Below are 21,341 nucleotides of genomic sequence, written 5' to 3'. Positions count from 1 at the left end.
GGGCGACGTTTCCACCAAACCAAGACATCACCCTGCTCGCCGAACACCGGCCAAGGCCATTTCGCGATACACCGTCGCGCGGCCCAGCCCAAGTTGCCGCGCGGCGTCGGTCGGCGACATGCCCGCCATCACCAGGCTCAGCGCCGCTTTGGCCTTGTCGGGATCGAGCGGCCGCCGCCCCGGCAGCTTGCCCTTGGCGCGCGCCGCAGCAATACCGTCCTTCGTGCGCTCTGCTATCAAACGACGTTCGAAATGCGCGATCGCGCCGAAGATGTGGAAAATCAGCTCGCCGGCGGCCGATGAAGTGTCGATCTTTTCCTCCAAGCTGAGAAGAGCGACGCCGCGCTCCTTCAGTTCCTTCACCACGGTCAGCAATTCACCGAGCGAACGGCCGAGGCGATCGAGGCGAACGACAGCCAGCGTATCGCCAGCACGGGCATAAGCGAGCAGCTCGGTAAGGCCGGGGCGGTCCATTGACTTGCCCGAGCGCACGTCGGTGAACACCTTGATCGCGCCCGCCTGTTCGAGCCTCATCGTCTGCCCGGCAACATCCTGATCGCCCGTGCTCACCCGCGCGTAGCCCAATGTGCCGCCCAATCACCGTCTCCCAAACGCTCGGTCTGTGGACGCCGACGCCGCAGGCGCGCGGCATACCCCAAAGCCGTCCAGAGACTACGTCTCAATTAGGTCTTAAGTCCACAATTCTTCTCACCCATTTGTGGACGGATATATCATGGCGCGACGCGACCTCCTGACCGATAGCGAACGGCACGCGCTGTTCAACGTGCCCGCAGCCCGCGAGGATCTCGCACGGCATTATATGTTATCGTCTCGGGACTTCGCACTGATTGCTGAGCGGCGGGGCGACACGAACCAGATCGGCTTCGCTGTGCAGCTGGCGCTGATGCGCCATCCAGGGTTTGGATTTACGCTCGAAGTCGGCGCGCCAGGACACCTCGTCGCGTTCATGGCCGAGCAGATCGACGTGTCCGCATCAGCGTTCGACACCTACGCCGCCCGACCCGCGACAGCGTCGGTCCATGCCCGGCAGGTGGGAGGCGCTCTCGGGCTTCGCGGGCCCACCAATGCCGATCTGCCATTGCTGATCGAGGCAGGGGCAAAAGCCGCTTGGTCAACCGATCGCGGCTTGCCAATCGTGGTCGGCATCATGGAATCGCTGCGGGCATCAGGCATCACGCTGCCATCCCCATCGGTGATCGAGCGCGCCGGAATTGCGGGACGCGCCCGCGCTCGGCAACGCACTTACGACGCGCTGCTCGCGTGCGTGCCCGTCGAGAGCCTGGCCAAGCTCGACGCCACGTTGGCCGTCGATCCGAAAACCAGTCTGACACCGCTCGCCTGGTTGCGCGAGATCGCCACTGCGCCAACGCCGGACAATGTGCGTGGGCTGCTCGATCGATTGGCCCGCGTGCGCGATATCGGGCTGCCCGTCACCATCGGGGACGCTATCCATGCCGATCGGCTGCGGCAGTTCGTCCGAGAGGGGCGTGCCTCGTCCGCGCAGCTCATCGGACGTTATACGCCGTCTCGTCGGCGCGCGACGCTGGCGGCGATGATCCTGGACTTGGAATCGCGACTGACCGACGCAGCGCTCGACATGGCCGATCGCATCATCGGTGGCAGCTTCACCCGCGGCAACAACAAGCAGAAAAGGAGCTATGCCGAGACCACGCGCGACGTGGGTCGCATCATGCGCCTGTTTGACCAGACCGTTGCCGCCTTGGCTGATGCACAGGAAAGCGGGATGGAAGGCTTTGCCGCAGTCGATGCGGCGGTGGGCTGGGACAAGCTGCTTCGCGCGCGCCGGCAGGCCCGGCAGATCGCCGACCTGACCGAGGAGAGCCCGCTCGTCCGCGCGGCGGACCAGTGGAGCCGACTGCACAAATTTGCGCCGCTTCTACTTGAGGCGATCGACTTCAAGGCAGGGCGGGGTAGTGCATCGACGATCGCGGCGTTGAACACGCTGCGCGAGATGAATCGCTCGGGAAGCCGCGATGTGCCGCCAGACGCGCCGATGCCGTTCCGCAAGGAATGGCGGACTCTGGTCAAGGCGGGCGGCGGCAAGCCCGATCGCCGGTTGTGGGAAACCGGGGTCCTGGCGCATCTGCGCAATAAGTGGCGCTCCGGTGACGTCTGGGTTGAACGCTCCGCCAACTACCGCAAGTTCGACAGCTATATGCTCTCCTCCGCAGAGGCCGCACCGATTGCCGCCGACCTCAAGCTCCCGGCCACGGCCGACGCATGGATCGCCGATCGCAGCCGTGAACTCGACTGGCGGCTGAAACGCTTCGCTGATGGGCTGGCGCGCGGCGAGGTCGAAGGTGTCGCGTTTAAGGACGGCAAGCTCTCGGTCTCTCCAGTGCGCGCCGACGAGTCCGCGGCCGCCAAGGATCTTGCGGCGCGCATCGACGCACTGATGCCGCGTGTGCGCATCACCGAACTGCTCCACGAGGTCGCGCGCGCCACTGCGTTCCCCCAGGCGTTTCTCAACGTCCGCACCGGCGAACGTCATGACAACGAAAACGCGCTGCTCGCTGCTATACTCGCCGACGGCTCCAATCTTGGCCTCGCGCGCATGGCGGCAGCCAGCCAAGGGGTCTCTCCTGATCAGCTCATCTGGACCAAGTCGGCCTACATCGCGCCCGACAACTACAAGGCGGCGCTCGCGCGTATCATCAATGCCCACCATGCGCTGCCGATCGCGTCGGCCTGGGGCCAAGGTTCCACGTCGTCCTCCGATGGCCAGTTCTTCCGCTCGGGTAAACGGGGCAGCGGCGCGGGTGATTTCAACGCGAAATATGGCGTCGATCCGGGCTTCTCGTTCTATACCCACGTCTCCGACCAGCACGGCCCCTACCACGTCACGGTCATCTCGGCCGCGACCCATGAAGCGCCCTACGTCCTCGACGGGCTGCTTCATCACGGTACCGGGCTCGAGATCGATACGCATTACACCGACACCGGCGGCGCGACCGATCACGTCTTTGCGCTGTGCCGGATGCTGGGTTTTCGCTTCAGCCCGCGCCTGCGCGACTTTCCCGATCGCCGCATGGCCTGCATCGAGGCGCCCGGACAGTACCCGTCGCTCAAGCCGCTGCTGGGCGCCCGTGTGAAGGTCGATGTGATCCGCGAGCATTGGGACGAGATCGTCCGGCTCGTCGCTTCGCTGAAGGCTGGCACCGTCCTGCCCTCGGCGATGCTGCGTAAGCTCGCTGCCTACGAACGCCAAAATCAGCTCGACCTCGCGCTTCGCGAGATCGGTCGCGTTGAGCGGACCTTGTTCATGTTGGATTGGCTGGAGAGCCCGGCCCTACGCCGCCGATGCCAGGCAGGTCTCAACAAATCTGAGCAACGCCACTTTCTTACGCAGGCGATCTGCACCTTCAAGCAGGGCCGCATCGCCGACCGCACGCATGAAGCGCAGCAGTTTCGGGCGTCGGGTCTCAACCTCGTCATCGCCGCCATCGTTTATTGGAACTCGACCTACATAGCCGACGCGGTGGCGCACCTCCGTGCGATCGGCGAGCCTGCGCCCGACGAGTTGCTGGCGCACACCTCGCCCGTGGGCTGGGGTCACATTGCCTTCTCGGGTGACTTCCTATGGGACCGTGCTGCCGCAATGCCGACCGGACGCCGGCCGCTCAATCTCGGGCGGATGAGTCTGGCGGCATGATTTTACCTGACGTTCGTGATGCGTTCTCAGCTAGCGCAATTCAGAGAGCATCCGTTGCGATGACCTCTGTGAGCGTCTCTAACCCTGTTCTGGTCCGTTTGCCCGGAAATCGTCATTAAAGAGACTTCAGTACGCTCCGGATGGGTTGTATGACCGCAGGAGCCGACGCGGCGTAAGCTTCTGCCGACGGTTCATAAACCAGCCCGATCGTGCGCCGAAGGCTAAAGCCTTCAAGGCGGGGCCTGGCGACATCGTCCTCGCGGTAGATGTCAGGCATGACAGTCACCCCCAGCCCAGCACCAACCAGTTGCATCACGCGCTCGTCGTTGGTCGCTTTATAGGCGAAATGGGGTCTCACCCCGCGCTCGGTGAAATGGCGGCTGATTTCCGACAGCGCCTCACAATGCCGGCGAACGATCATCACGTCGCCATTAAGGGCCTCTGCCCGGACGATGGGTTGATCCGCCTGAGGGTGCCCCAAAGGCAGGGCCAGGCTGTAGCCCTCGCTGAAAAGCGGCTCCTCCAGGAAGCGGTCCGCGCCCCTCCCGACCAGGGTCAGGGCGCAATCGATGCGTCCTCGGGCGATATGGCCCGTCAGTTCGCGTTCGGTTCCCTCGACGAACTCGACCTGGCTTGAGGAATCCATTGCATGGAGCGCCCGAACGATCCGGGCAATGATGGCACCCGATATGCTTTTCAATATGCCTATGCGGACCAGCGTCGATCTGGTCGCGCCCGCCATTTCCTGCAGTACCAGGTTGAACTCGCTCTCGATCTTGCGCGCATGGATAAGGAATCGGGAACCGGCCGGCGTCAATTCCACGCGCCGGTTCGTCCGCAGGAACAGCGGTGCCCCGATCGTCCGCTCCAGCTTTGCGATGCCCACCGACAATGTCGGCTGCGACACATTGCATTGCGCGGCGGCCCGTGAAAAATTGCCATTGTCGATGACGGCAAGAAAATAGCGCAGCTGATACCGATCGATCATAGATATCACCTATACCATGTAGCCGTAAATATCAATTTTTGGCTGGTACGATAATAGGATAGCATGCGCCGCAAAGGAGAGGCCCATGACTGATTTCGACTTCGCGCTTGGCGAGAATGCGGACATGATCCGCGAGAGCACGGCGCGCTATGCGACCGACCGGATCGCGCCACTGGCTGCCGAAATCGATGCCAAGGACTGGTTTCCCCGCGAACTCTGGCCCGAGATGGGCGCGCTTGGCCTGCACGGCATCACCGTGGAGGAGGAATGGGGTGGCCTTGGCCTGGGCTATCTGGAACATGTCGTCGCGCAAGAGGAAGTCGCCCGCGCCTCCGCCTCGATCGGCCTGTCCTACGGCGCGCATTCCAATCTCTGCGTCAATCAACTCCGCCGCTGGGGCAATGAGGCGCAGAAGGCGAAATATCTCCCAAAGCTCGTTTCAGGCGACCATGTCGGCAGCCTCGCCATGTCCGAAGCCGGTGCCGGATCCGACGTCGTGTCGATGAAGCTGAAGGCGGAGAAGCGCGGCGATCGCTATGTCCTCAACGGCACCAAATTCTGGATCACCAACGCCCCTTATGCGGATACCCTCATCGTCTACGCCAAAACCGGGGAGGGATCGAAGGGCATCACGACCTTCATCATCGAAAAGGGCATGGCGGGTTTCTCGATCGGTCAGAAGATCGACAAGATGGGCATGCGCGGCTCGCCGACGGCCGAACTGGTTTTCGACGATTGCGAGGTGCCGGAAGAGAATATCATGGGCCCGCTGAACGGCGGCGTCGGCATACTGATGTCGGGCCTCGACTATGAGCGCACCGTGCTGTCGGGCATCCAGCTCGGCATCATGCAGGCCTGTCTCGACGTGGTTCTGCCTTATGTTCGTGAACGCAAGCAGTTCGGCAAGCCCATCGGCGCGTTCCAGTTGGTGCAGGCGAAGATCGCCGACATGTATGTCGCGCTCAACTCCGCGCGCGCCTATGTCTATGCCGTGGCGCGCGCTTGCGACGCAGGGAAAACGACCCGCTTCGACGCGGCGGGCGCCATCCTGCTGGCCAGCGAAAATGCGATGAAGACCGCGCTGGAAGCCGTGCAGGCGCTGGGTGGTGCGGGCTATACCAAGGACTGGCCGGTCGAGCGCTACATGCGCGACGCCAAGCTGCTGGACATCGGCGCGGGGACGAATGAAATCCGCCGCATGTTGATCGGCCGGGAACTGATAGGGGCATGAGCGGTCCCATTCTCGACACGAAGCTTTCGCCCGATGGCGAGGGATTTCGCGCCAACGCCGCGCACAATCGGGCGCTCGCCGAAGAACTACGCGCGAAGGTCGCGGTCGCCGCCCAGGGAGGCTCGCAATCCGCCCGCGACAAGCATATCGCGCGCGGCAAGTTGCTGCCGCGCGAACGGGTGGGGCGGCTGCTCGATCCCGGTTCGCCCTTTCTCGAGATCGGCCAGCTCGCTGCCAACGGCCTCTATGGCGACGAGGTGCCCGGTGCCGGCCTGATCGCCGGTATCGGGCGCGTATCCGGGCGCCAGGTGATGATCGGCTGCAACGACGCGACGGTGAAGGGCGGCACCTACTACCCGCTTTCGGTCAAGAAGCATCTGCGCGCGCAGGAGATCGCGCTCGAAAACCGTCTGCCCTGCATCTACCTGGTCGACAGTGGCGGCGCCAACCTCCCCAACCAGGCCGAAGTCTTTCCAGACCGCGACCATTTCGGCCGCATCTTCTACAATCAGGCCAATCTGAGCGCGCGCGGCATCCCGCAGATCGCCTGCGTCATGGGCAGTTGCACCGCCGGCGGTGCCTATGTCCCGGCCATGTCGGACGAAACCATCATCGTGCGCGATCAGGGTACGATCTTCCTCGCCGGTCCCCCGCTGGTGCAGGCCGCCACGGGTGAAGTCATCACCGCCGAAGAACTGGGTGGCGGCGACCTCCATGCCCGCAAATCCGGCGTGGTGGATCATCTGGCGGAAAATGACGACCATGCGCTGACGATCGTGCGCGACATCGTCTCGACCCTGCAGCAGGATTTGAAGCCAGACCTCAACCTGCGCGATCCACGCCCGCCCAAATATGACGCGACCGACCTCTACGGCATCATTCCTGACGACGTCCGCGCGCCCTATGATGTGCGCGAAGTCATCGCCCGCATCGTCGACGGCAGCGAATTCCAAGAATTCAAGGCGCTTTACGGTACGACGCTGGTCTGCGGCTTTGCCCATATCTGGGGCATGCCGGTTGCGATCCTGGCGAACAACGGGGTTCTCTTCAGCGAAAGTGCGGTCAAAGGCGCGCATTTCATCGAACTGGCCTGTCAGCGCCGCATACCCTTGCTGTTCCTCCAGAATATCTCCGGCTTCATGGTCGGTGGCAAATATGAGGCGGAGGGTATCGCCAAAAATGGCGCGAAACTCGTTACCGCCGTCGCTACAGCGCAAGTGCCCAAAATCACGGTGCTGATCGGCGGCAGCTTCGGGGCGGGTAATTACGGCATGTGCGGGCGCGCCTATCAGCCGCGTTTCCTCTTCACCTGGCCCAATGCACGGATCAGCGTGATGGGCGGCGAGCAGGCGGCGAGCGTGCTGGCGACTGTGCATCGCGACGCGAGCAAGTGGACGGCGGAAGAAGCCGAAGCCTTCAAAGCCCCGATCCGCCAGAAATATGAGGATGAAGGCAATCCCTATTACGCCACCGCGCGGCTATGGGATGACGGCATCATCGACCCGGCCCAGACGCGCGACGTACTCGGCCTCGCCTTCGCTGCAACGCTGAACGCACCGGTTCCTGACCGGGCGCAGTTCGGCATCTTCAGGATGTGATGCCGATGCTGCAATCTCTTCTTATCGCCAATCGCGGCGAAATCGCCTGCCGGATTATCCGTACCGCCCGGCGGCTCGGCATCCGCACCGTGGCCGTCTATTCGGACGCGGACGCCGAGGCTTTGCATGTCCGTTCCGCTGACGGGGCGGTGCATATCGGCCCGTCGCCGGTGCGCGAATCCTATCTGCTCGGTGACCGGATCATCGCCGCTGCGCTTTCCACCGGCGCGCAGGCAATCCATCCCGGCTATGGCTTCCTTTCCGAAAATGCCGAATTTGCGCAGGCTGTGCTGGACGCCGGCCTGATCTGGGTCGGTCCCAACCCGTCCTCGATTACTGCCATGGGTCTTAAGGATGCGGCCAAGAAACTGATGCAGGCGGCGGGTGTCCCGACCACGCCCGGCTATCTCGGGGAGGACCAGTCACCCGATCGCCTGAAAGCCGAAGCCGATGCGATCGTCTATCCCGTTCTCATCAAGGCGGTTGCCGGTGGCGGCGGCAAGGGCATGCGCAAGGTCGATGATATGGCGGACTTCGCCGACGCCCTGCTGTCCTGCCAGCGCGAGGCAGCGTCGAGCTTTGGCAATGACCAGGTTTTACTGGAGAAATGGGTCACCAACCCGCGCCATATCGAGGTGCAGGTGTTCGGCGACACGCATGGCAACGTCGTCCACCTGTTCGAGCGCGACTGCTCGCTCCAGCGCCGCCACCAGAAGGTGATCGAGGAAGCCCCCGCGCCGGGCATGGATGAAGTTACCCGCGAAGCGATCTGCGCCGCCGCCGTCCGCGCTGCCAAGGCCGTCGACTATGTCGGAGCGGGCACAATCGAATTCATCGCCGACGGTTCCGAGGGGCTGCGCGCCGACCGCATCTGGTTCATGGAAATGAACACGCGCCTCCAGGTCGAACATCCGGTGACGGAAGAGATCACGGGCGTTGACCTGGTCGAATGGCAGTTACGCGTGGCGTCGGGCGAGCCATTGCCGAAGCGCCAGGAAGAATTGTCGATCGACGGCTGGGCGATGGAAGCGCGGCTCTATGCCGAAGACCCGGCCAAGGGTTTCCTGCCATCGATCGGCAGGCTCGACACCTTCGATTTGGACAATGAGCGCGAGCCGGATGATGAGCGCCATCTTCGCATAGAAACCGGGGTCGAGGAGGGAGCGGAAATTTCGCCCTATTACGATCCGATGATTGCCAAGGTCATCGCCCATGGCCCAACCCGCGACGCCGCGCGCACGATGCTGGCGCAGGGGCTTAACAATAGTATGGTCTGGCCGCTCAAGACCAATGCAGGCTTTCTCGTGATGGCGCTGGCGCATCCGGATTTCGCTGCGGCGAGGCTCGATACGGGTTTGATCGGCCGGGAGGGTGACAAACTTATGCCGCCGCTGCGGCCGAGCGATAAAGCGCTGGCCTATGCGGCGGAAGATCTGACGCCGGGCAACGGTCTAGCGGGCTTTCGCCTCAACACGCCGCGATCGACCTCAGCCGCCTTTCTCCTTGATGGCATACCGATCACCGTCAGCTTTGATCCGCGCGAAGGGACGGTTCTTACGCCTGAACCCCATGTACGGATCGCCGAGGGGGGGCAGGTTTGGCAACTGACACCTTTCCGCGTCGATGGCGCAGGAGGCGCCTCCGCCTCCGACGGCGCCATCATCTCCCCCATGCCGGGCCGTATCATCGCTGTCGCTGTCGCGGCGGGCGACGCGGTAATTAAGGGCCAAAAACTCGTGACCCTCGAAGCCATGAAGATGGAGCATAGCCTCGTTGCGCCCTTCGACGGCACGATCGCGGAACTCAACGTCAGCGAAGGCGGGCAGGTGAGCGAGGGCATGCTGCTGGTGAAGATCGACAAGGCTGAGGCCTGAATTCCCGCTGTCCTGCCAGGGCAATGAGGATTGCCAACCATAAACTGCTGATTTAAAACAATTTATATATCTTGCATCGCACATGTGGGTGAAGATCGAGAAGATTGGAGAGGACGACCAGTGGCAGGACGGCATTTCGATGAATGGCAGGTCGGCGACCGCATCGTCCACGAGATACGCCGCACGGTGACGGAGACCGACAATCTCCTCTTCTCCGTCATGACCCACAACCCCCAGCCGCTGCACATCGACGCGGAGGCAGCCAAGGCCTCGGAGTTCGGCCAGATCCTCGTCAACGGCACCTTCACCTTTGCCCTGATGATCGGCCTGTCGGTCGGCGAAACGACGTTGGGCACGCTGATCGCCAATCTGGGCTATGACAAACTTGTCCACCCCAAGCCCGTTTTCCTGGGCGATACGATGCGGGCAGAAACCGAGATCGCGGAGCGCAAGCCCAGCAAATCGCGGCCCGGCGCGGGCATCGTCACCTTCACCCATCGCCTGATCAACCAGCACGACGAGATCGTCTGCCAGTGCCTGCGCATGGCGCTACTGAAGGGATCTGCCGCATGAGGCTGCGCTCCCTGCTCTTCGTGCCCGCCGACCGGCCCGAACGCTTCGGCAAGGCGGCTGCGAGCGGGGCGGATGCGATCATATTGGACCTGGAGGATTCGGTCGCACCCGACCGCAAGGCCTTCGGGCGGGAAGCGGTCCGCGAATGGCTGAGCGGCCCGCGTGCCTGCCCCGCCTTCGTCCGCGTCAACCCTCTGGACGGGGATCTGACACGTGACGACCTTGATGCCGTGCTGCCAACCCGGCCCGATGGCCTGCTGCTGCCCAAGGCCGAAGGCGCGGCCAGCATCGAAGCGCTGCTGGTCATGGCGGGAGCCGCAAGGGTGCCGCCCATCCTCCCGATCGCCACGGAAACGGCGGCGGCCATCTTCGAGCTGGGTAGCTACCGCGTCGTGCGCGAACATCTATGCGGTGTGACCTGGGGTGCTGAAGACCTGCCGGCCGCGATCGGGGCGTCGCGCGCGCGGGAAGCAGATGGCCGCTATACGCCACCGCTGGAAATGGTGCGCAGCCTCACGCTCTTTGCCGCACATGCCGCGGGCGTCTCCGCGATAGAGACTGTCTACCCCCGGATCGACGATGCCGACGGGCTCGCCGCCTATATCGCGCGAGCGCGGGGAGACGGATTTACGGGTATGATGGCGATCCATCCTGCGCAGGTGGAGGCGATCAACGCCGGTTTCGCGCCCACGCAAGTCGAACTGAGCCATGCGCGAGCGGTCGTGAATGCGTTTGCCGCCAGTCCCGGCGCGGGGGCGCTGAAGCTGAACGGAAAAATGATCGACCGACCCCACTCCCTGCTGGCACAAAGAATCCTGGATCAAGCGAGGTAGTGAACGGTCTGAGACGATTTATTGCCGTCCATCTTGTTGTGAGAATGGATACTCACAGGGGCAGGTCCGTCGTCATCTTGACGCATTTGAGGGCGAAACTCGAATTGATCGAGGCGACACCGGGCAGATGCAGCAAGACCTTTTTAAGGAAATGCTCATAATCCTCGATGCTGCGTGCCACCACGCGCACGATATAATCGCTCTCTCCGCTCATCGAGAAGCATTCGACTATCTCCGGGTAATGGCATGTGGCGCTTTCGAGCGCCTCCAGCGTCTCTTCGTCATGCTGTTTGAGCCGCAGATTGGCGAACACGTTGACGGCAAGGCCGAGTTGTTTGGGATCGAAGATGACGGCGCGCCGGGCAATCACGCCATCTGCCTCCATGCGCTTGACCCTTCGCCAACACGGCGTGTGCGACAGGCAGACCGCAGCCGCCAAATCGACATTGGACATATCGGGCTTCGCCTGCAACGCCCGCAGGATCTTTAGATCCACCTCGTCCATATCGCGATCCTCCAAAAATGAGGATATTATCCTCGAAACTAAGCCCATATCCGCTGTAGTAATTCGATTCATGGGTCGAGGCGAGGGAAAATAGCAAAGACCGCCCAGTCGAATCCGGGCACTATTATGGCGTTCAAATCGCTGGTGACGCCCCATTTATGCCTGATCTGCCAAAGTTGACGCTGCATATTCCGGTGCCCACGGCAAGGCCGGGCGAAGCGGCGAGCTTCGATCATCTGCCGTTCAGCCCCGCCGGGGAAACGCGGCGACCGCCGATCGACGCGCGCGAACCGGACATGCGCGACATGCCATATGGCCTGATCCGGGTGCTCGACGACGATGGCGAAGCGGTCGGGCCGTGGAATCCGGGACTCGACGAGGATAGGCTGCGCAAGGGGCTGGCCGCGATGGTGCAGACCCGTTTGTTCGAGGACCGGCTGTTCCGCGCGCATCGTCAGGGCAAGACCAGCTTTTTCATGAAATCCACGGGCGAGGAGGCGATCGGCGTCGCGCAGTCGCTGGTGCTGGGCGTCGGCGATATGTGCTTCCCCACCTACCGGGTCCAGGGCTGGCTGATCGCGCGCGACTATCCGATCGCCGACATGATCAACCAGATTTATTCGAACGAAAAAGACCCGCTGAAGGGGCGCCAACTGCCGATCCTCTATTCGGCCCGCGACTACGGCTTTTATTCCTTGTCCGGCAATGTCGGCAGCCGCTTTGGCCATGCTGTGGGCTGGGCGATGGCGTCGGCCTATAAGGGCGATGACAAGATCGCGCTCGGCTATATCGGCGAAGGCACGACGGCGGAGGGCGATTTCCACGAGGCGCTGACCTTTGCGTCGGTCTATCGCGCGCCGGTCATATTGGTCGTCACCAACAATCAATGGGCGATATCGAGCTTTTCGGGCATCGCCGGTGCGGAGCAGACGACTTTTGCGGCCAAGGCGCTGGCCTATGGCATTCCGGGGCTGCGCGTCGACGGCAATGATTTTCTGGCGGTGTGGGCGGCGACCCAGTGGGCGGCGGATCGGGCGCGCGCCAATCTGGGGGCCACTCTGATCGAGTTCGTCACTTACCGTGCCTCCGGTCATTCGACCTCGGACGATCCCACCAAATATCGCCCGGCCGACGAGGCCGAGCATTGGCCGCTGGGCGATCCGATCGTTCGGCTCAAGGCGCATCTGGTGAAGACCGGGATCTGGTCCGACGAGCGCCACGCCCAGATGGAGGCCGAACTGACCGACCGCCTGCGCACCGCGCAGCGGGAGGCGGAGGCGGTCGGCACTTTGGGCATATCCAAGCCGAGCGTGCGCGAGATGTTCGAGGGCGTGTTCGCCGAACCCGACTGGCGCGTGATCGAGCAGCGCCGCGAGCTGGGAATCTGATCGATGACGCAGATGAACATGATCCAGGCGCTCAATTCGGCGCTCGACACGATGCTCACCAAAGATCCCGATACGTTGATCTTTGGCGAGGATGTCGGCTACTTCGGCGGGGTATTCCGCGTGACCGGCGGCCTGCAAGCCAAGCATGGGCTGACCCGCTGCTTCGACTCCCCAATCAGTGAAGGCGGCATCATCGCGACGGCGATCGGCATGGGCGCATATGGGCTGCGCCCGATCCCGGAAATCCAGTTCGCAGATTATATCCTGCCCGCCTTCGATCAGCTCGTTTCGGAGGCGGCACGGCTGCGCTATCGGTCGAATGGCGAATTCACCGCGCCGATCACGGTGCGCTCGCCCTATGGCGGCGGCATCTTCGGGGGCCAGACGCACAGCCAGAGTCCCGAGGCGATCTTCGCGCATATCACCGGGTTGAAGACGGTGATCCCGTCCAACCCCTATGACGCCAAGGGCCTGCTGATCGCCTCGATCGAATGCGACGATCCGGTGATCTTCCTCGAACCCAAGCGCCTGTATAACGGCCCGTTCGACGGACGACATGATCAGCAACTCAAGACCTGGGCCGGACATGCCGCGGCGGAGGTGCCCGAAGGCCATTATAGCGTGCCGCTGGGCAAGGCGGCGATCGCGCGCGACGGTACGGAGGCCACTGTGCTTGCCTATGGCACGATGGTGCATGTCGCGCTGGCGGGGATCGAACAGGCGGGGGTCGATGCCGAATTGATCGACCTGCGGTCGATCGTCCCCCTCGACATCAATACGATCGTCGCGTCGGTGAAAAAGACCGGGCGCTGCGTGATCCTGCACGAGGCATCGCGCTTTGGCGGCTTTGGCGGCGAACTGTCCGCGCTGGTTCAGGAGCGTTGCTTCGATCATCTGAAATGCCCGATCGACCGGGTGGCGGGATGGGACACACCGTATCCGCATGCCTTCGAGTGGGATTATTTCCCCGGCCCTGGCCGCCTCGCCGCCGCACTCAAGCGCGCCATGGAGTATTAGGATGGGACGCTATCTGTTCCGGTTGCCCGATATCGGCGAAGGCGTCGCAGAGGCGGAGATCGTCGCCTGGCATGTGAAGCCCGGCGATCGGATTTTGGAAGATGCCAGCCTCGTCGATGTGATGACCGACAAGGCGACCGTCGACATGACGTCTCCGGTAGCTGGCCTCGTGATCGCGGTGAGCGGCGAGATTGGCGAGCTTGTGCCGGTTGGATCGGTTCTTGTCGAGATGGAGATCGAGGGTGAAGGGGAGGCGGAGGCTCTGACGGAACCCGCCGCGCCCGAACCGGTACCCACCGCGGCGTCTCCAGCGCCCCCCGACCCGCCCATTGGCGCACCGGCAAAGCCGCCGGTGGCAGCGGGCACGCAAGGCGCGCCAACCGCTGCATTCGCCACGCGCGCAGTCGGCAATGCGCCGCCCGCTGCCCCGGCGACGCGGCGACGCGCGCACGACCTTGGCATAGCATTGCAATATGTACCGGGCACCGGGCCGGGTGGTCGCATCACGTCCGGCGATCTCGACCGCTATATCGCGTCCGGCGGCACGATCGCGACGTCCGCCAGCGCCCCGGTCCAACGTGATGGCATCAGCGAGACCCGCATCATCGGCATGCGCCGCAAGATCGCGGAGAAGATGCAGGACGCCAAGCGCCGCATTCCGCACATCGCCTATGTCGAGGAATGCGACCTGACCGAGGTGGAGGCGTTGCGTGCCGATCTAAACGCGCACCGAAAGGATGGTCAGCCAAAACTCACCCTTCTGCCCTTCTTCATCCGCGCGCTGGCCCGCGTGCTGCCCGATTTCCCGCAGATCAATGCGCGTTATGACGATGATGCGGGCGTGCTGAAACAATATGACGCTATTCATATCGGCATCGCCACCCAGACACCTGCGGGGCTGATGGTGCCGGTCGTCCGCCATGCCGAGGCGCGCGACCTATGGGACTGCGCCAGCGAGGTGAGCCGGATCAGCGCCGCCGCACGCGACGGCAGTGCGACCCGCGAAGAGCTGTCGGGATCAACGATCACGATTACCAGCCTGGGCACCTTGGGCGGCATTACGACCACGCCGATCATCAACCATCCCGAGGTCGCGATCATCGGTCCCAACAAGCTGGTCGATCGGCCGGTGGTGCAGGGATCGTTCGTGACCGTGCGCAAGATGATGAACATCTCCTCCTCCTTCGATCACCGGATCGTCGATGGCTATGATGCCGCCTTGTTCGTTCAACAGCTCAAGCGGCTGTTAGAACATCCCGCCCTCATCTTCATGGACTGAACCAATGGCCGACATTGTAAAAACCAAGGTGCTCGTGGTCGGCGGCGGACCGGGCGGCTATGTCGCGGCCATCCGTTGCGGTCAGCTCGGGCTTGATACGGTGCTGGTCGAGGGCGGGCGGCTCGGCGGCACCTGCCTGGTTCGCGGCTGCATACCCTCCAAGGCGCTGATCCATGCCGCGAGCCATTTTGAGGCGATGGCGCATGCAGCCGAGCGTCCGTTGTTCGGTATCGCGCTCGATGCGCCGCCACGCCTCGATTTCGCGGCGACCGTCGCGTGGAAGGAAACCATCGTCGACCGGCTCAACGGCGGCGTCGGTGCTTTGCTGAAGCGCGCCAAGGTCCGGGTCGTGGCCGGATGGGCGCAATTTTCGGACGCCAAGACCTGCATTGTCGATACCGCCGAAGGTCCACTAAAAATACAGGCCGAGCATGTGATCCTGGCGACCGGATCAGTGCCGGTGGAACTCCCTTTCCTGCGCTTTGGCGGGCGCGTGATCTCGTCGACCGAGGCGCTGTCGCTGCCCGAAGTGCCGAAAAGACTGGTGGTGGTCGGTGCCGGCTATATCGGACTCGAACTCGGTTCGGCGTTCGCCAAATTGGGATCCAGGGTCACGATCGTGGAAGCCCAGGACCGCATCCTCCCGCTCTATGACGCAAAGCTGGTCGATCCGGTGCGGCGCTGGCTCGAACGGCGCGGTGTCGAGCTGCATCTGGGCGCGAAGGCGCTCGGCGAACGTGACGAGGGTCTGGCGATCGAAACGATCGCGGGCGAACAATTGACCCGGCCGGCGGATGCCATCCTCGTCACCGTCGGGCGCAAGCCGCTGACCGAAGGTTGGGGCCTTCAGGAGATGGCGGTGGCGATGGATGGCTCCTTCGTCCGCGTGGATGACCGATGTGCCACCTCGACCCGCAATGTCTGGGCGATCGGGGACCTAGTGGGCGAACCGATGCTGGCACATAAAGCGTCCGCCCAAGGCGAGATGGTCGCCGAGATCATCGCTGGAAACAATCGACGCTTTGATCCGCAGGCGATCCCGGCGGTGTGTTTCACCGAGCCGGAAATCGTCACGGTCGGCCTAGGCCCGGATGACGTCGACGCGAATGATAGCGTGATCGGCCTGTTTCCCTTTGCCGCCAATGGCCGCGCGCTGTCGATGGCCGCTGCCGCCGATGGCGGGTTCGTGCGGGTGATCGCCCATAAGGGTAGCCACCGGATTGTCGGCGTGCAGGCCGTGGGGCAGCATATCTCCGAACTCTCCGCCAGTTTCGCGCAGGCGATCGAGATCGGCGCGGTGCTGGAGGATATTGCCGGCATCATCCACGCGCATCCGACTTTGGGCGAAGCATTTCATGAGGCAGCGTTGAAGGCTCTGGGACATGCCATTCATATTTAGCGCTTGCCCAGGAGAGGAAGATGATGCCTTGCTCCAGGGCGCTTGCCTCTCCCAGAACTCTTTTGGAAGCCTTCGCCTCGGCACCATCAACAGGCAGCTATGCTGTATGGGTGGCTCCCGCGTTGCAAGCGGCGATTTGACGATCTGGCGCACTGGTCGGGTGCTTGCTTGTGTTCGGCCTCTTGATGCAGCCGTTCATGGCTGCTGGCGCTGATGGTATACTCTTACTCTGCTTTACAGGCTATGACGCCTTGCACATTCGGCGGGGTGTCCCGGTTCCCCGGGCTGACGGGTTCGCCAACACTTCCCTTCGCTCTCACAACCCGCTGATGCGCTCGGTTGCAAGCCGTCATGCTGTCAGGCCGATTGGGGCGCTATACGTGCCGCCTCGCGGCATGCTCGCCCAGGCGACTCTGGCCGAGCGATAGGCGGCGGCAAAGGTCACGACCCGCGCAGGATTGCGCGCCAGCATGGCCGCGATGCGCGGGTCGACCGGTCCGGTTTGGCCCGAGCCCTGCGCACGATCGATGTCATGCTCATGACCAGCAGGCGCCGTAAGTATCGATCTCCCACGCGCGAGAATTAGCCCATTCGTTCTTTTCCGCCCCTCGAGATCTGCAGCGGCGTCAGGCCGAGAGGTGAGGCGAACTGCCGCTTGAGCGGAACCGCCCCGGATCGGTCGCCGATGCGGCAAGTTCTGTTGCGGAGATCAAGCAAACGCCAGGGATTGTAACGAGGCTCTGCGACAGCTCGTAGGATCGATGTCAGGCGAGCAACTCCTTCTCCAGCGTCACGGGCCCGCACTTGCACATCGCCGATCTAGCCAGCCATGCCGGTGATCACTCACACGGCGAATTCCGAAACCTCTGGTGCATCGCCCTTCGCGACCCGGGCCAACAACGCAATTGCGTGATGCAAACCGCGCACGAACTCAATCCCGAACTCGGCGAGCAGACCACGAACCATGTTCACAAGCGGTTTATGCTGCTTCACCATCAGGTCGCGCGTCCGGTGGCAGTGCCAGCGCCGTTTGCTGTTCGGGTGCCTTCACGGTCACGAACCGTATCGTCGGGCGTGTAACTGCCTCGCAAATCGCTTCCGCATCGCCGAGCGGTGCCGGAAGGACGGCACAGCCCAGAGCCAGTATTATTACACCTTGTTGAAGGAGGTCACGGCGGACCTCGCCTTCAAGGCATCGAACGGCGAGAGCGCCACCGTGCTGCACAAGCCAAGGCTGCTCGGCGATAATGGCCCGAGCTACATCGCTGACGAACTCGCGGAGTACATCGACGCTCAGAAGATGGTTCACGTGCGCGGCACCCCGCTACACCCCAGACCCCGGTCGGCCTGATGGTGCCGGTCATCCGCCACGCTGAGGCGCGCGACATCTATGACATCGCGTCGGAAGTGCGCCGCATCAGCAGTGCCGCGCGGGAGGGCAGGGCGACCCGCGAGGAACTGTCCGGATCTACGATTACAATCACATCGCTGGGCCCGCTGGGCGGCATCACGACGACGCAGATCATCAACCATCCGAAACCCTGAGGGTTCTTGGACCGATACCGCTGACCGGCCGTGCCGATCAGGCACCCAGCTTTGGTTGTTTCGACATTCTAGAGAGCTGTCTAAGTCGCACCGGCTTATGAGCCGGATGTGTGGCGTTCTGGCGGCTGACTATTTCCCCCGCTAATATTGATTATACTATTCATAAACTAGAATTGTGTGCGTTGGGGGCGTAGCTATGCACTGAGGTGTCGGGGATATCGGCGAAGGCGCGATGTCACACTGACGCACTGAGGATTGGTGTCCCGGCCACGGGTGCACGCAAAATGCGGAAGCGCGACATCGATACGCGCCCGCATCGGAGGGGGAGACTGAAGGTGCATTATCTCACGAAATCTGTTTATTGTTCCGTATCCGCAATGGGGTTGCTTGCCGCGTGCGGGGCGCATGCTCAGTCGTCGAGTCCGTCGACCGACACGCCCACGACGAATGCGGCGGCGGACGGCAGTGAAAGTACGGTTGGTGACATCATCGTGACCGCCAACAAGCGCGAAGAAAACATCAACAAGGTTGGTCTGTCTATCACGGCCTTATCGGGGGAGGCGCTCGCCGAGCGCAAGATCACGTCTCTGCAGGACATCGCATCGGCGGTTCCTGGCCTGTCTTATGCGGCGAGCACGGCGAACACGCCGGTGTTCACCCTGCGCGGAATCGGCTTCAACGAGAGCTCGCTGGGTGTCTATCCGGCGGTCAGCGTCTATGTCGATCAGGCGCCGCTGCCGTTTCCGGTGCTAGCCAGCCATTCGGCTTACGACCTTGAGCGGATCGAGGTTCTGAAAGGACCGCAAGGCACGCTTTTCGGTCAGAACTCGACCGGTGGCGCGATCAACTATATCGCAGCGAAGCCAACCGACACGTTTACCGCCGGCGGGGATGTCAGCTATGGCCGGTTCAACACCATTGAAGGTAATGCGCATATCAGCGGCCCGATCACGGATACGCTGGGTTTTCGCGTTGCGGTCACCGGTCTGAACTCCGACGACTGGCAGAAGAGCTACACGCGCGACGACACCAACGGCCATCAGTCTTATATGGCAGGACGGCTGCTGCTGGAATGGAAGCCGACTGACGCCACCAAGCTGTCGCTCAGCCTGAACGGCTGGATCGACAAGTCGCAGCCCCAGGCGCAACAGCTCGTGGCGGTTGCGGTGGTAAATCCGCCCTTCAGTAATCCTGCTTATCTCAGCTATCCCTTTCCTCCCCGGAACGCCCGAGCGGCAGATTGGACCGACACGTTTCTCGATAATAAAACGGGTGTGATCGACCCGGCCACCGGAGCCACTGTGCCCGGCACCGCCCAGCTCACGAGCATAGATCCCAAGAGCAATCGTAAATTCTATCAACCTGCATTGCGGGCAGATACAGAGTTGAGCGATGACATCACGCTGACGTCACTGACGTCCTATGCTCATTTCACGCAGCACCAGCGCACGGATGGCGATGGCGTCGCATTGGCCGGGTTCGATCTTGAGCGCGGTGATGGATATATCCACTCGCTCAATCAGGAGCTGCGTCTCGCCAATGATCCCAAGAACCGCTTCCGCTGGGTAGTTGGTGGAAACTATGAGCGCAGTCGTACATTTGAGAATCAAATTGTGAATTTTTCACAATCATCGGGTCATAACCCTATGCTGTTCAATTTCAATGGCGCAGGCGTCACTAACAAACAGCGTATCGAAAATTATGCGATATTCGGCAATATTGATTTCAGTATATCTAAAAATCTGACTGCAAAAGGTGGAATTCGCTATACAGACTCCAAAAATGTCGCCGACATTTGTAGTTATGCTCCGCTAAACACAAACATTGATAAGCTATTTAATCTTCTGGGCACCCTATATGGGACAGTACCCTTTGCCCCTATCCATGAAGGCGACTGCTACGCTTTGAATCAGAACCTCGTTCCGGGGCAGCCATTCAAGTCGACGTTACATCAGGACAACGTATCCTGGCGTGTTGAGTTGGACTATCAAGCAAACAGCTCGACGCTGATGTACGCCAATATTTCACGTGGATACAAAGCCGGAAGCTTCCCCACGCTTGCGGCTTCAGCCTATCGTTCTCTACGACCGGTAACGCAGGAATCCGTGACTGCGTACGAAGCTGGCATCAAGACGAGCCTTTGGGATCGGCGCGTACGTCTGAATGCCGCGACCTTCTACTATGATTACAGAGACAAGCAGATACGTGGCAAAATCATCGATTCGCCGAATGTGGTGGGCATCATCGACGCCCTCGTCAACATACCCAAGTCCAGAGTGATGGGCGCAGAGGCCGATGTTTCTGTCCGCTTGATCGACGGCCTCAGGCTATCCGGCAACGTGACATATCTCGATACTAAGATCCAACGATTTGAGGGGTATAGTTTCACCGGCCAACTCATGAACTTTGCGGGGAGCCCGCTTCCCTTGACGTCTAAATGGTCCGGGGTTGTGAACGTCGACTATCGCCACCCTCTCCTGTCAGGGGGCACGCCTTTCTTCGGTGTAACAGTAAATGCTCGATCATCATCCGATGCCAGCCCCGGAGGCCGGACGACGACTTATGCTCCGGGGACGAGTGTTCGCTTGGCGCCTGGCGTGACGTATCCGTATACGATTCGCGGCTACGCTACTGTCGATGCCCGATTGGGCTACGAAGCGGAAGGCGGCGCATGGAGGGTCATGCTCTGGGGCAAGAATATACTCAACAAATATTACTGGACTTCCGTCAATCAGGCCTACGATTCTTCGAGCCGCATGGCTGGTATGCCAGCGACATACGGCATCACTTTCGGTTTCGGATTTCGATGAACCCTGATCTGTCCGGCCACGCACGATGGCTGAGCACACGAAAGGATATGTTCCATGAAATCCGAATGTGCGAGCGGAAGCAACGCCGTTTTGGTGCGGACCATGATGGAGGCCTTTGTTCCTTCAATGAGTCCAAGTTGGTACGAAAATCTTGACGATCACGCCGCTCTCGAGTTTCCATACGGACTGTTGATCGTAATACTTTGTGCTTGGATCGGATCCGTGTCGGCATTGAGTAGGCAGGAGGGCATTTCTTCAGATGATATTAGATATTACTATTATCAGGTTTGATAATGACCTCCCCGGAACTTAGAATGATCGCCAGAATCTAAGATTATAAAATCTCATTGGAAGTTTTGGAGATATGTCGTGACACAGCATTCGGTGCAGGCAACCGCTTTTGATTCCATTCCATCAGCGGAAGAGTTGCTTGACCGCGCGAAGGCCCTCGGCCCTGTACTGCGGGAGCGCGCGCGACAGTGCGAAGAGCTGGGAAGGGTTCCAGCTGAAACGGTGCAGGATTTTCAGGATGCAGGATTCTACCGCATCCTTCAACCCAAGGCCTACGGTGGTTTTGAGCACTTCCCTCGGGTTTTTTATCGCGTTT

General features: G+C 61.8%; 15 protein-coding genes and 3 pseudogenes. 14 read left to right on the top strand and 4 right to left on the bottom strand.

From position 1 onward, the window contains the following. Positions 1 to 27: 27 nt before the first annotated feature. Positions 28 to 597 (bottom strand): recombinase family protein, encoded by a 570-nt coding sequence (locus QMG56_RS21245; protein ID WP_281824720.1) that lies wholly within the window; start codon positions 595 to 597, stop codon positions 28 to 30. A gap of 136 nt (positions 598 to 733) precedes the next feature. Here QMG56_RS21245 and QMG56_RS21240 point away from each other — a divergent pair, with 136 nt between their 5' ends. Further along, the gene (locus QMG56_RS21240) at positions 734 to 3,694 is read left to right on the top strand and encodes a Tn3 family transposase (protein ID WP_281824718.1); all 2,961 of its coding nucleotides are present in this window, start codon (positions 734 to 736) and stop codon (positions 3,692 to 3,694) included. Positions 3,695 to 3,809: 115 nt separating this feature from the next. Here QMG56_RS21240 and QMG56_RS21235 read toward each other — a convergent pair whose 3' ends face one another. Continuing rightward, complete coding sequence (locus tag QMG56_RS21235; RefSeq protein WP_281824716.1) at positions 3,810 to 4,682, bottom strand: LysR family transcriptional regulator; 873 nt, start codon at positions 4,680 to 4,682, stop codon at positions 3,810 to 3,812. 85 nt (positions 4,683 to 4,767) lie between these two features. Here QMG56_RS21235 and QMG56_RS21230 point away from each other — a divergent pair, with 85 nt between their 5' ends. From QMG56_RS21230 to QMG56_RS21210, 5 genes are all read left to right on the top strand, one after another. Continuing rightward, a complete protein-coding gene (locus tag QMG56_RS21230) occupies positions 4,768 to 5,913 on the top strand; it encodes an isovaleryl-CoA dehydrogenase (protein WP_281824714.1) in 1,146 nt (381 codons plus the stop codon). Then, positions 5,910 to 7,511, top strand: coding sequence for a carboxyl transferase domain-containing protein (locus QMG56_RS21225; protein WP_281824712.1), 1,602 nt, complete (start codon positions 5,910 to 5,912; stop codon positions 7,509 to 7,511). Before QMG56_RS21230 ends, QMG56_RS21225 begins: the two co-directional genes overlap by 4 nt. 5 nt (positions 7,512 to 7,516) lie before the next feature. Beyond that, positions 7,517 to 9,385 carry an acetyl/propionyl/methylcrotonyl-CoA carboxylase subunit alpha gene (locus QMG56_RS21220; RefSeq protein ID WP_281824710.1) on the top strand — a complete coding sequence of 623 codons (1,869 nt, stop codon included), beginning with the start codon at positions 7,517 to 7,519 and terminating at the stop codon, positions 9,383 to 9,385. A gap of 120 nt (positions 9,386 to 9,505) precedes the next feature. Further along, the gene (locus tag QMG56_RS21215) at positions 9,506 to 9,958 is read left to right on the top strand and encodes a MaoC family dehydratase (protein ID WP_281824708.1); all 453 of its coding nucleotides are present in this window, start codon (positions 9,506 to 9,508) and stop codon (positions 9,956 to 9,958) included. Beyond that, on the top strand, positions 9,955 to 10,791 hold the full coding sequence (locus QMG56_RS21210) for a CoA ester lyase (RefSeq protein ID WP_281824704.1): 837 nt from the start codon (positions 9,955 to 9,957) through the stop codon (positions 10,789 to 10,791). The genes QMG56_RS21215 and QMG56_RS21210 overlap by 4 nt, the downstream gene beginning before the upstream one ends. A gap of 52 nt (positions 10,792 to 10,843) precedes the next feature. Here the strand turns inward: QMG56_RS21210 and QMG56_RS21205 are convergent, their stop codons facing one another. Next, on the bottom strand, positions 10,844 to 11,296 hold the full coding sequence (locus QMG56_RS21205; protein WP_281824702.1) for an Lrp/AsnC family transcriptional regulator: 453 nt from the start codon (positions 11,294 to 11,296) through the stop codon (positions 10,844 to 10,846). Between the two features lie 158 nt (positions 11,297 to 11,454). Between QMG56_RS21205 and QMG56_RS21200 the strand changes: the two genes are divergently transcribed. From QMG56_RS21200 to lpdA, 4 genes are read left to right on the top strand one after another with little or no spacing between them, the layout of a single operon-like run. After that, entirely contained in the window at positions 11,455 to 12,684 is a 1,230-nt protein-coding gene (locus QMG56_RS21200; protein ID WP_281824700.1) for a thiamine pyrophosphate-dependent enzyme, read from the top strand. 12 nt (positions 12,685 to 12,696) lie between these two features. Next, positions 12,697 to 13,701, top strand: a complete 1,005-nt coding sequence (locus QMG56_RS21195) for an alpha-ketoacid dehydrogenase subunit beta (RefSeq protein WP_281824734.1) — start codon at positions 12,697 to 12,699, stop codon at positions 13,699 to 13,701. A 1-nt stretch (position 13,702) separates the two neighbouring features. Next, positions 13,703 to 14,980, top strand: a complete 1,278-nt coding sequence (locus tag QMG56_RS21190; RefSeq protein ID WP_281824699.1) for a dihydrolipoamide acetyltransferase family protein — start codon at positions 13,703 to 13,705, stop codon at positions 14,978 to 14,980. Positions 14,981 to 14,984: 4 nt separating this feature from the next. Then, the gene (lpdA, locus tag QMG56_RS21185) at positions 14,985 to 16,379 is read left to right on the top strand and encodes a dihydrolipoyl dehydrogenase (RefSeq protein ID WP_281824697.1); all 1,395 of its coding nucleotides are present in this window, start codon (positions 14,985 to 14,987) and stop codon (positions 16,377 to 16,379) included. A 349-nt stretch (positions 16,380 to 16,728) separates the two neighbouring features. Here the strand turns inward: lpdA and QMG56_RS21180 are convergent. Further along, a pseudogene (locus QMG56_RS21180) lies at positions 16,729 to 17,487 on the bottom strand (IS110 family transposase); the annotation flags it as partial. A gap of 63 nt (positions 17,488 to 17,550) precedes the next feature. Between QMG56_RS21180 and QMG56_RS21175 the strand changes: the two are divergent. From QMG56_RS21175 to QMG56_RS21160, 4 genes and pseudogenes are all read left to right on the top strand, one after another. Further along, positions 17,551 to 17,715, top strand: a pseudogene (locus tag QMG56_RS21175) (IS3 family transposase); the annotation flags it as partial. 14 nt (positions 17,716 to 17,729) lie between these two features. Continuing rightward, a complete protein-coding gene (locus QMG56_RS21170; RefSeq protein ID WP_281824695.1) occupies positions 17,730 to 17,924 on the top strand; it encodes a 2-oxo acid dehydrogenase subunit E2 in 195 nt (64 codons plus the stop codon). A gap of 335 nt (positions 17,925 to 18,259) precedes the next feature. Next, entirely contained in the window at positions 18,260 to 20,734 is a 2,475-nt protein-coding gene (locus tag QMG56_RS21165) for a TonB-dependent receptor (RefSeq protein WP_281824693.1), read from the top strand. Between the two features lie 369 nt (positions 20,735 to 21,103). After that, positions 21,104 to 21,341: pseudogene (locus tag QMG56_RS21160) on the top strand (flavin-dependent monooxygenase); the annotation flags it as partial.

This window comes from Sphingobium sp. BS19 (genome assembly GCF_027925545.1).
Classification (GTDB): Bacteria; Pseudomonadota; Alphaproteobacteria; order Sphingomonadales; family Sphingomonadaceae; genus Sphingobium.
This window is presented reverse-complemented; position numbering and strand designations above follow the sequence as displayed.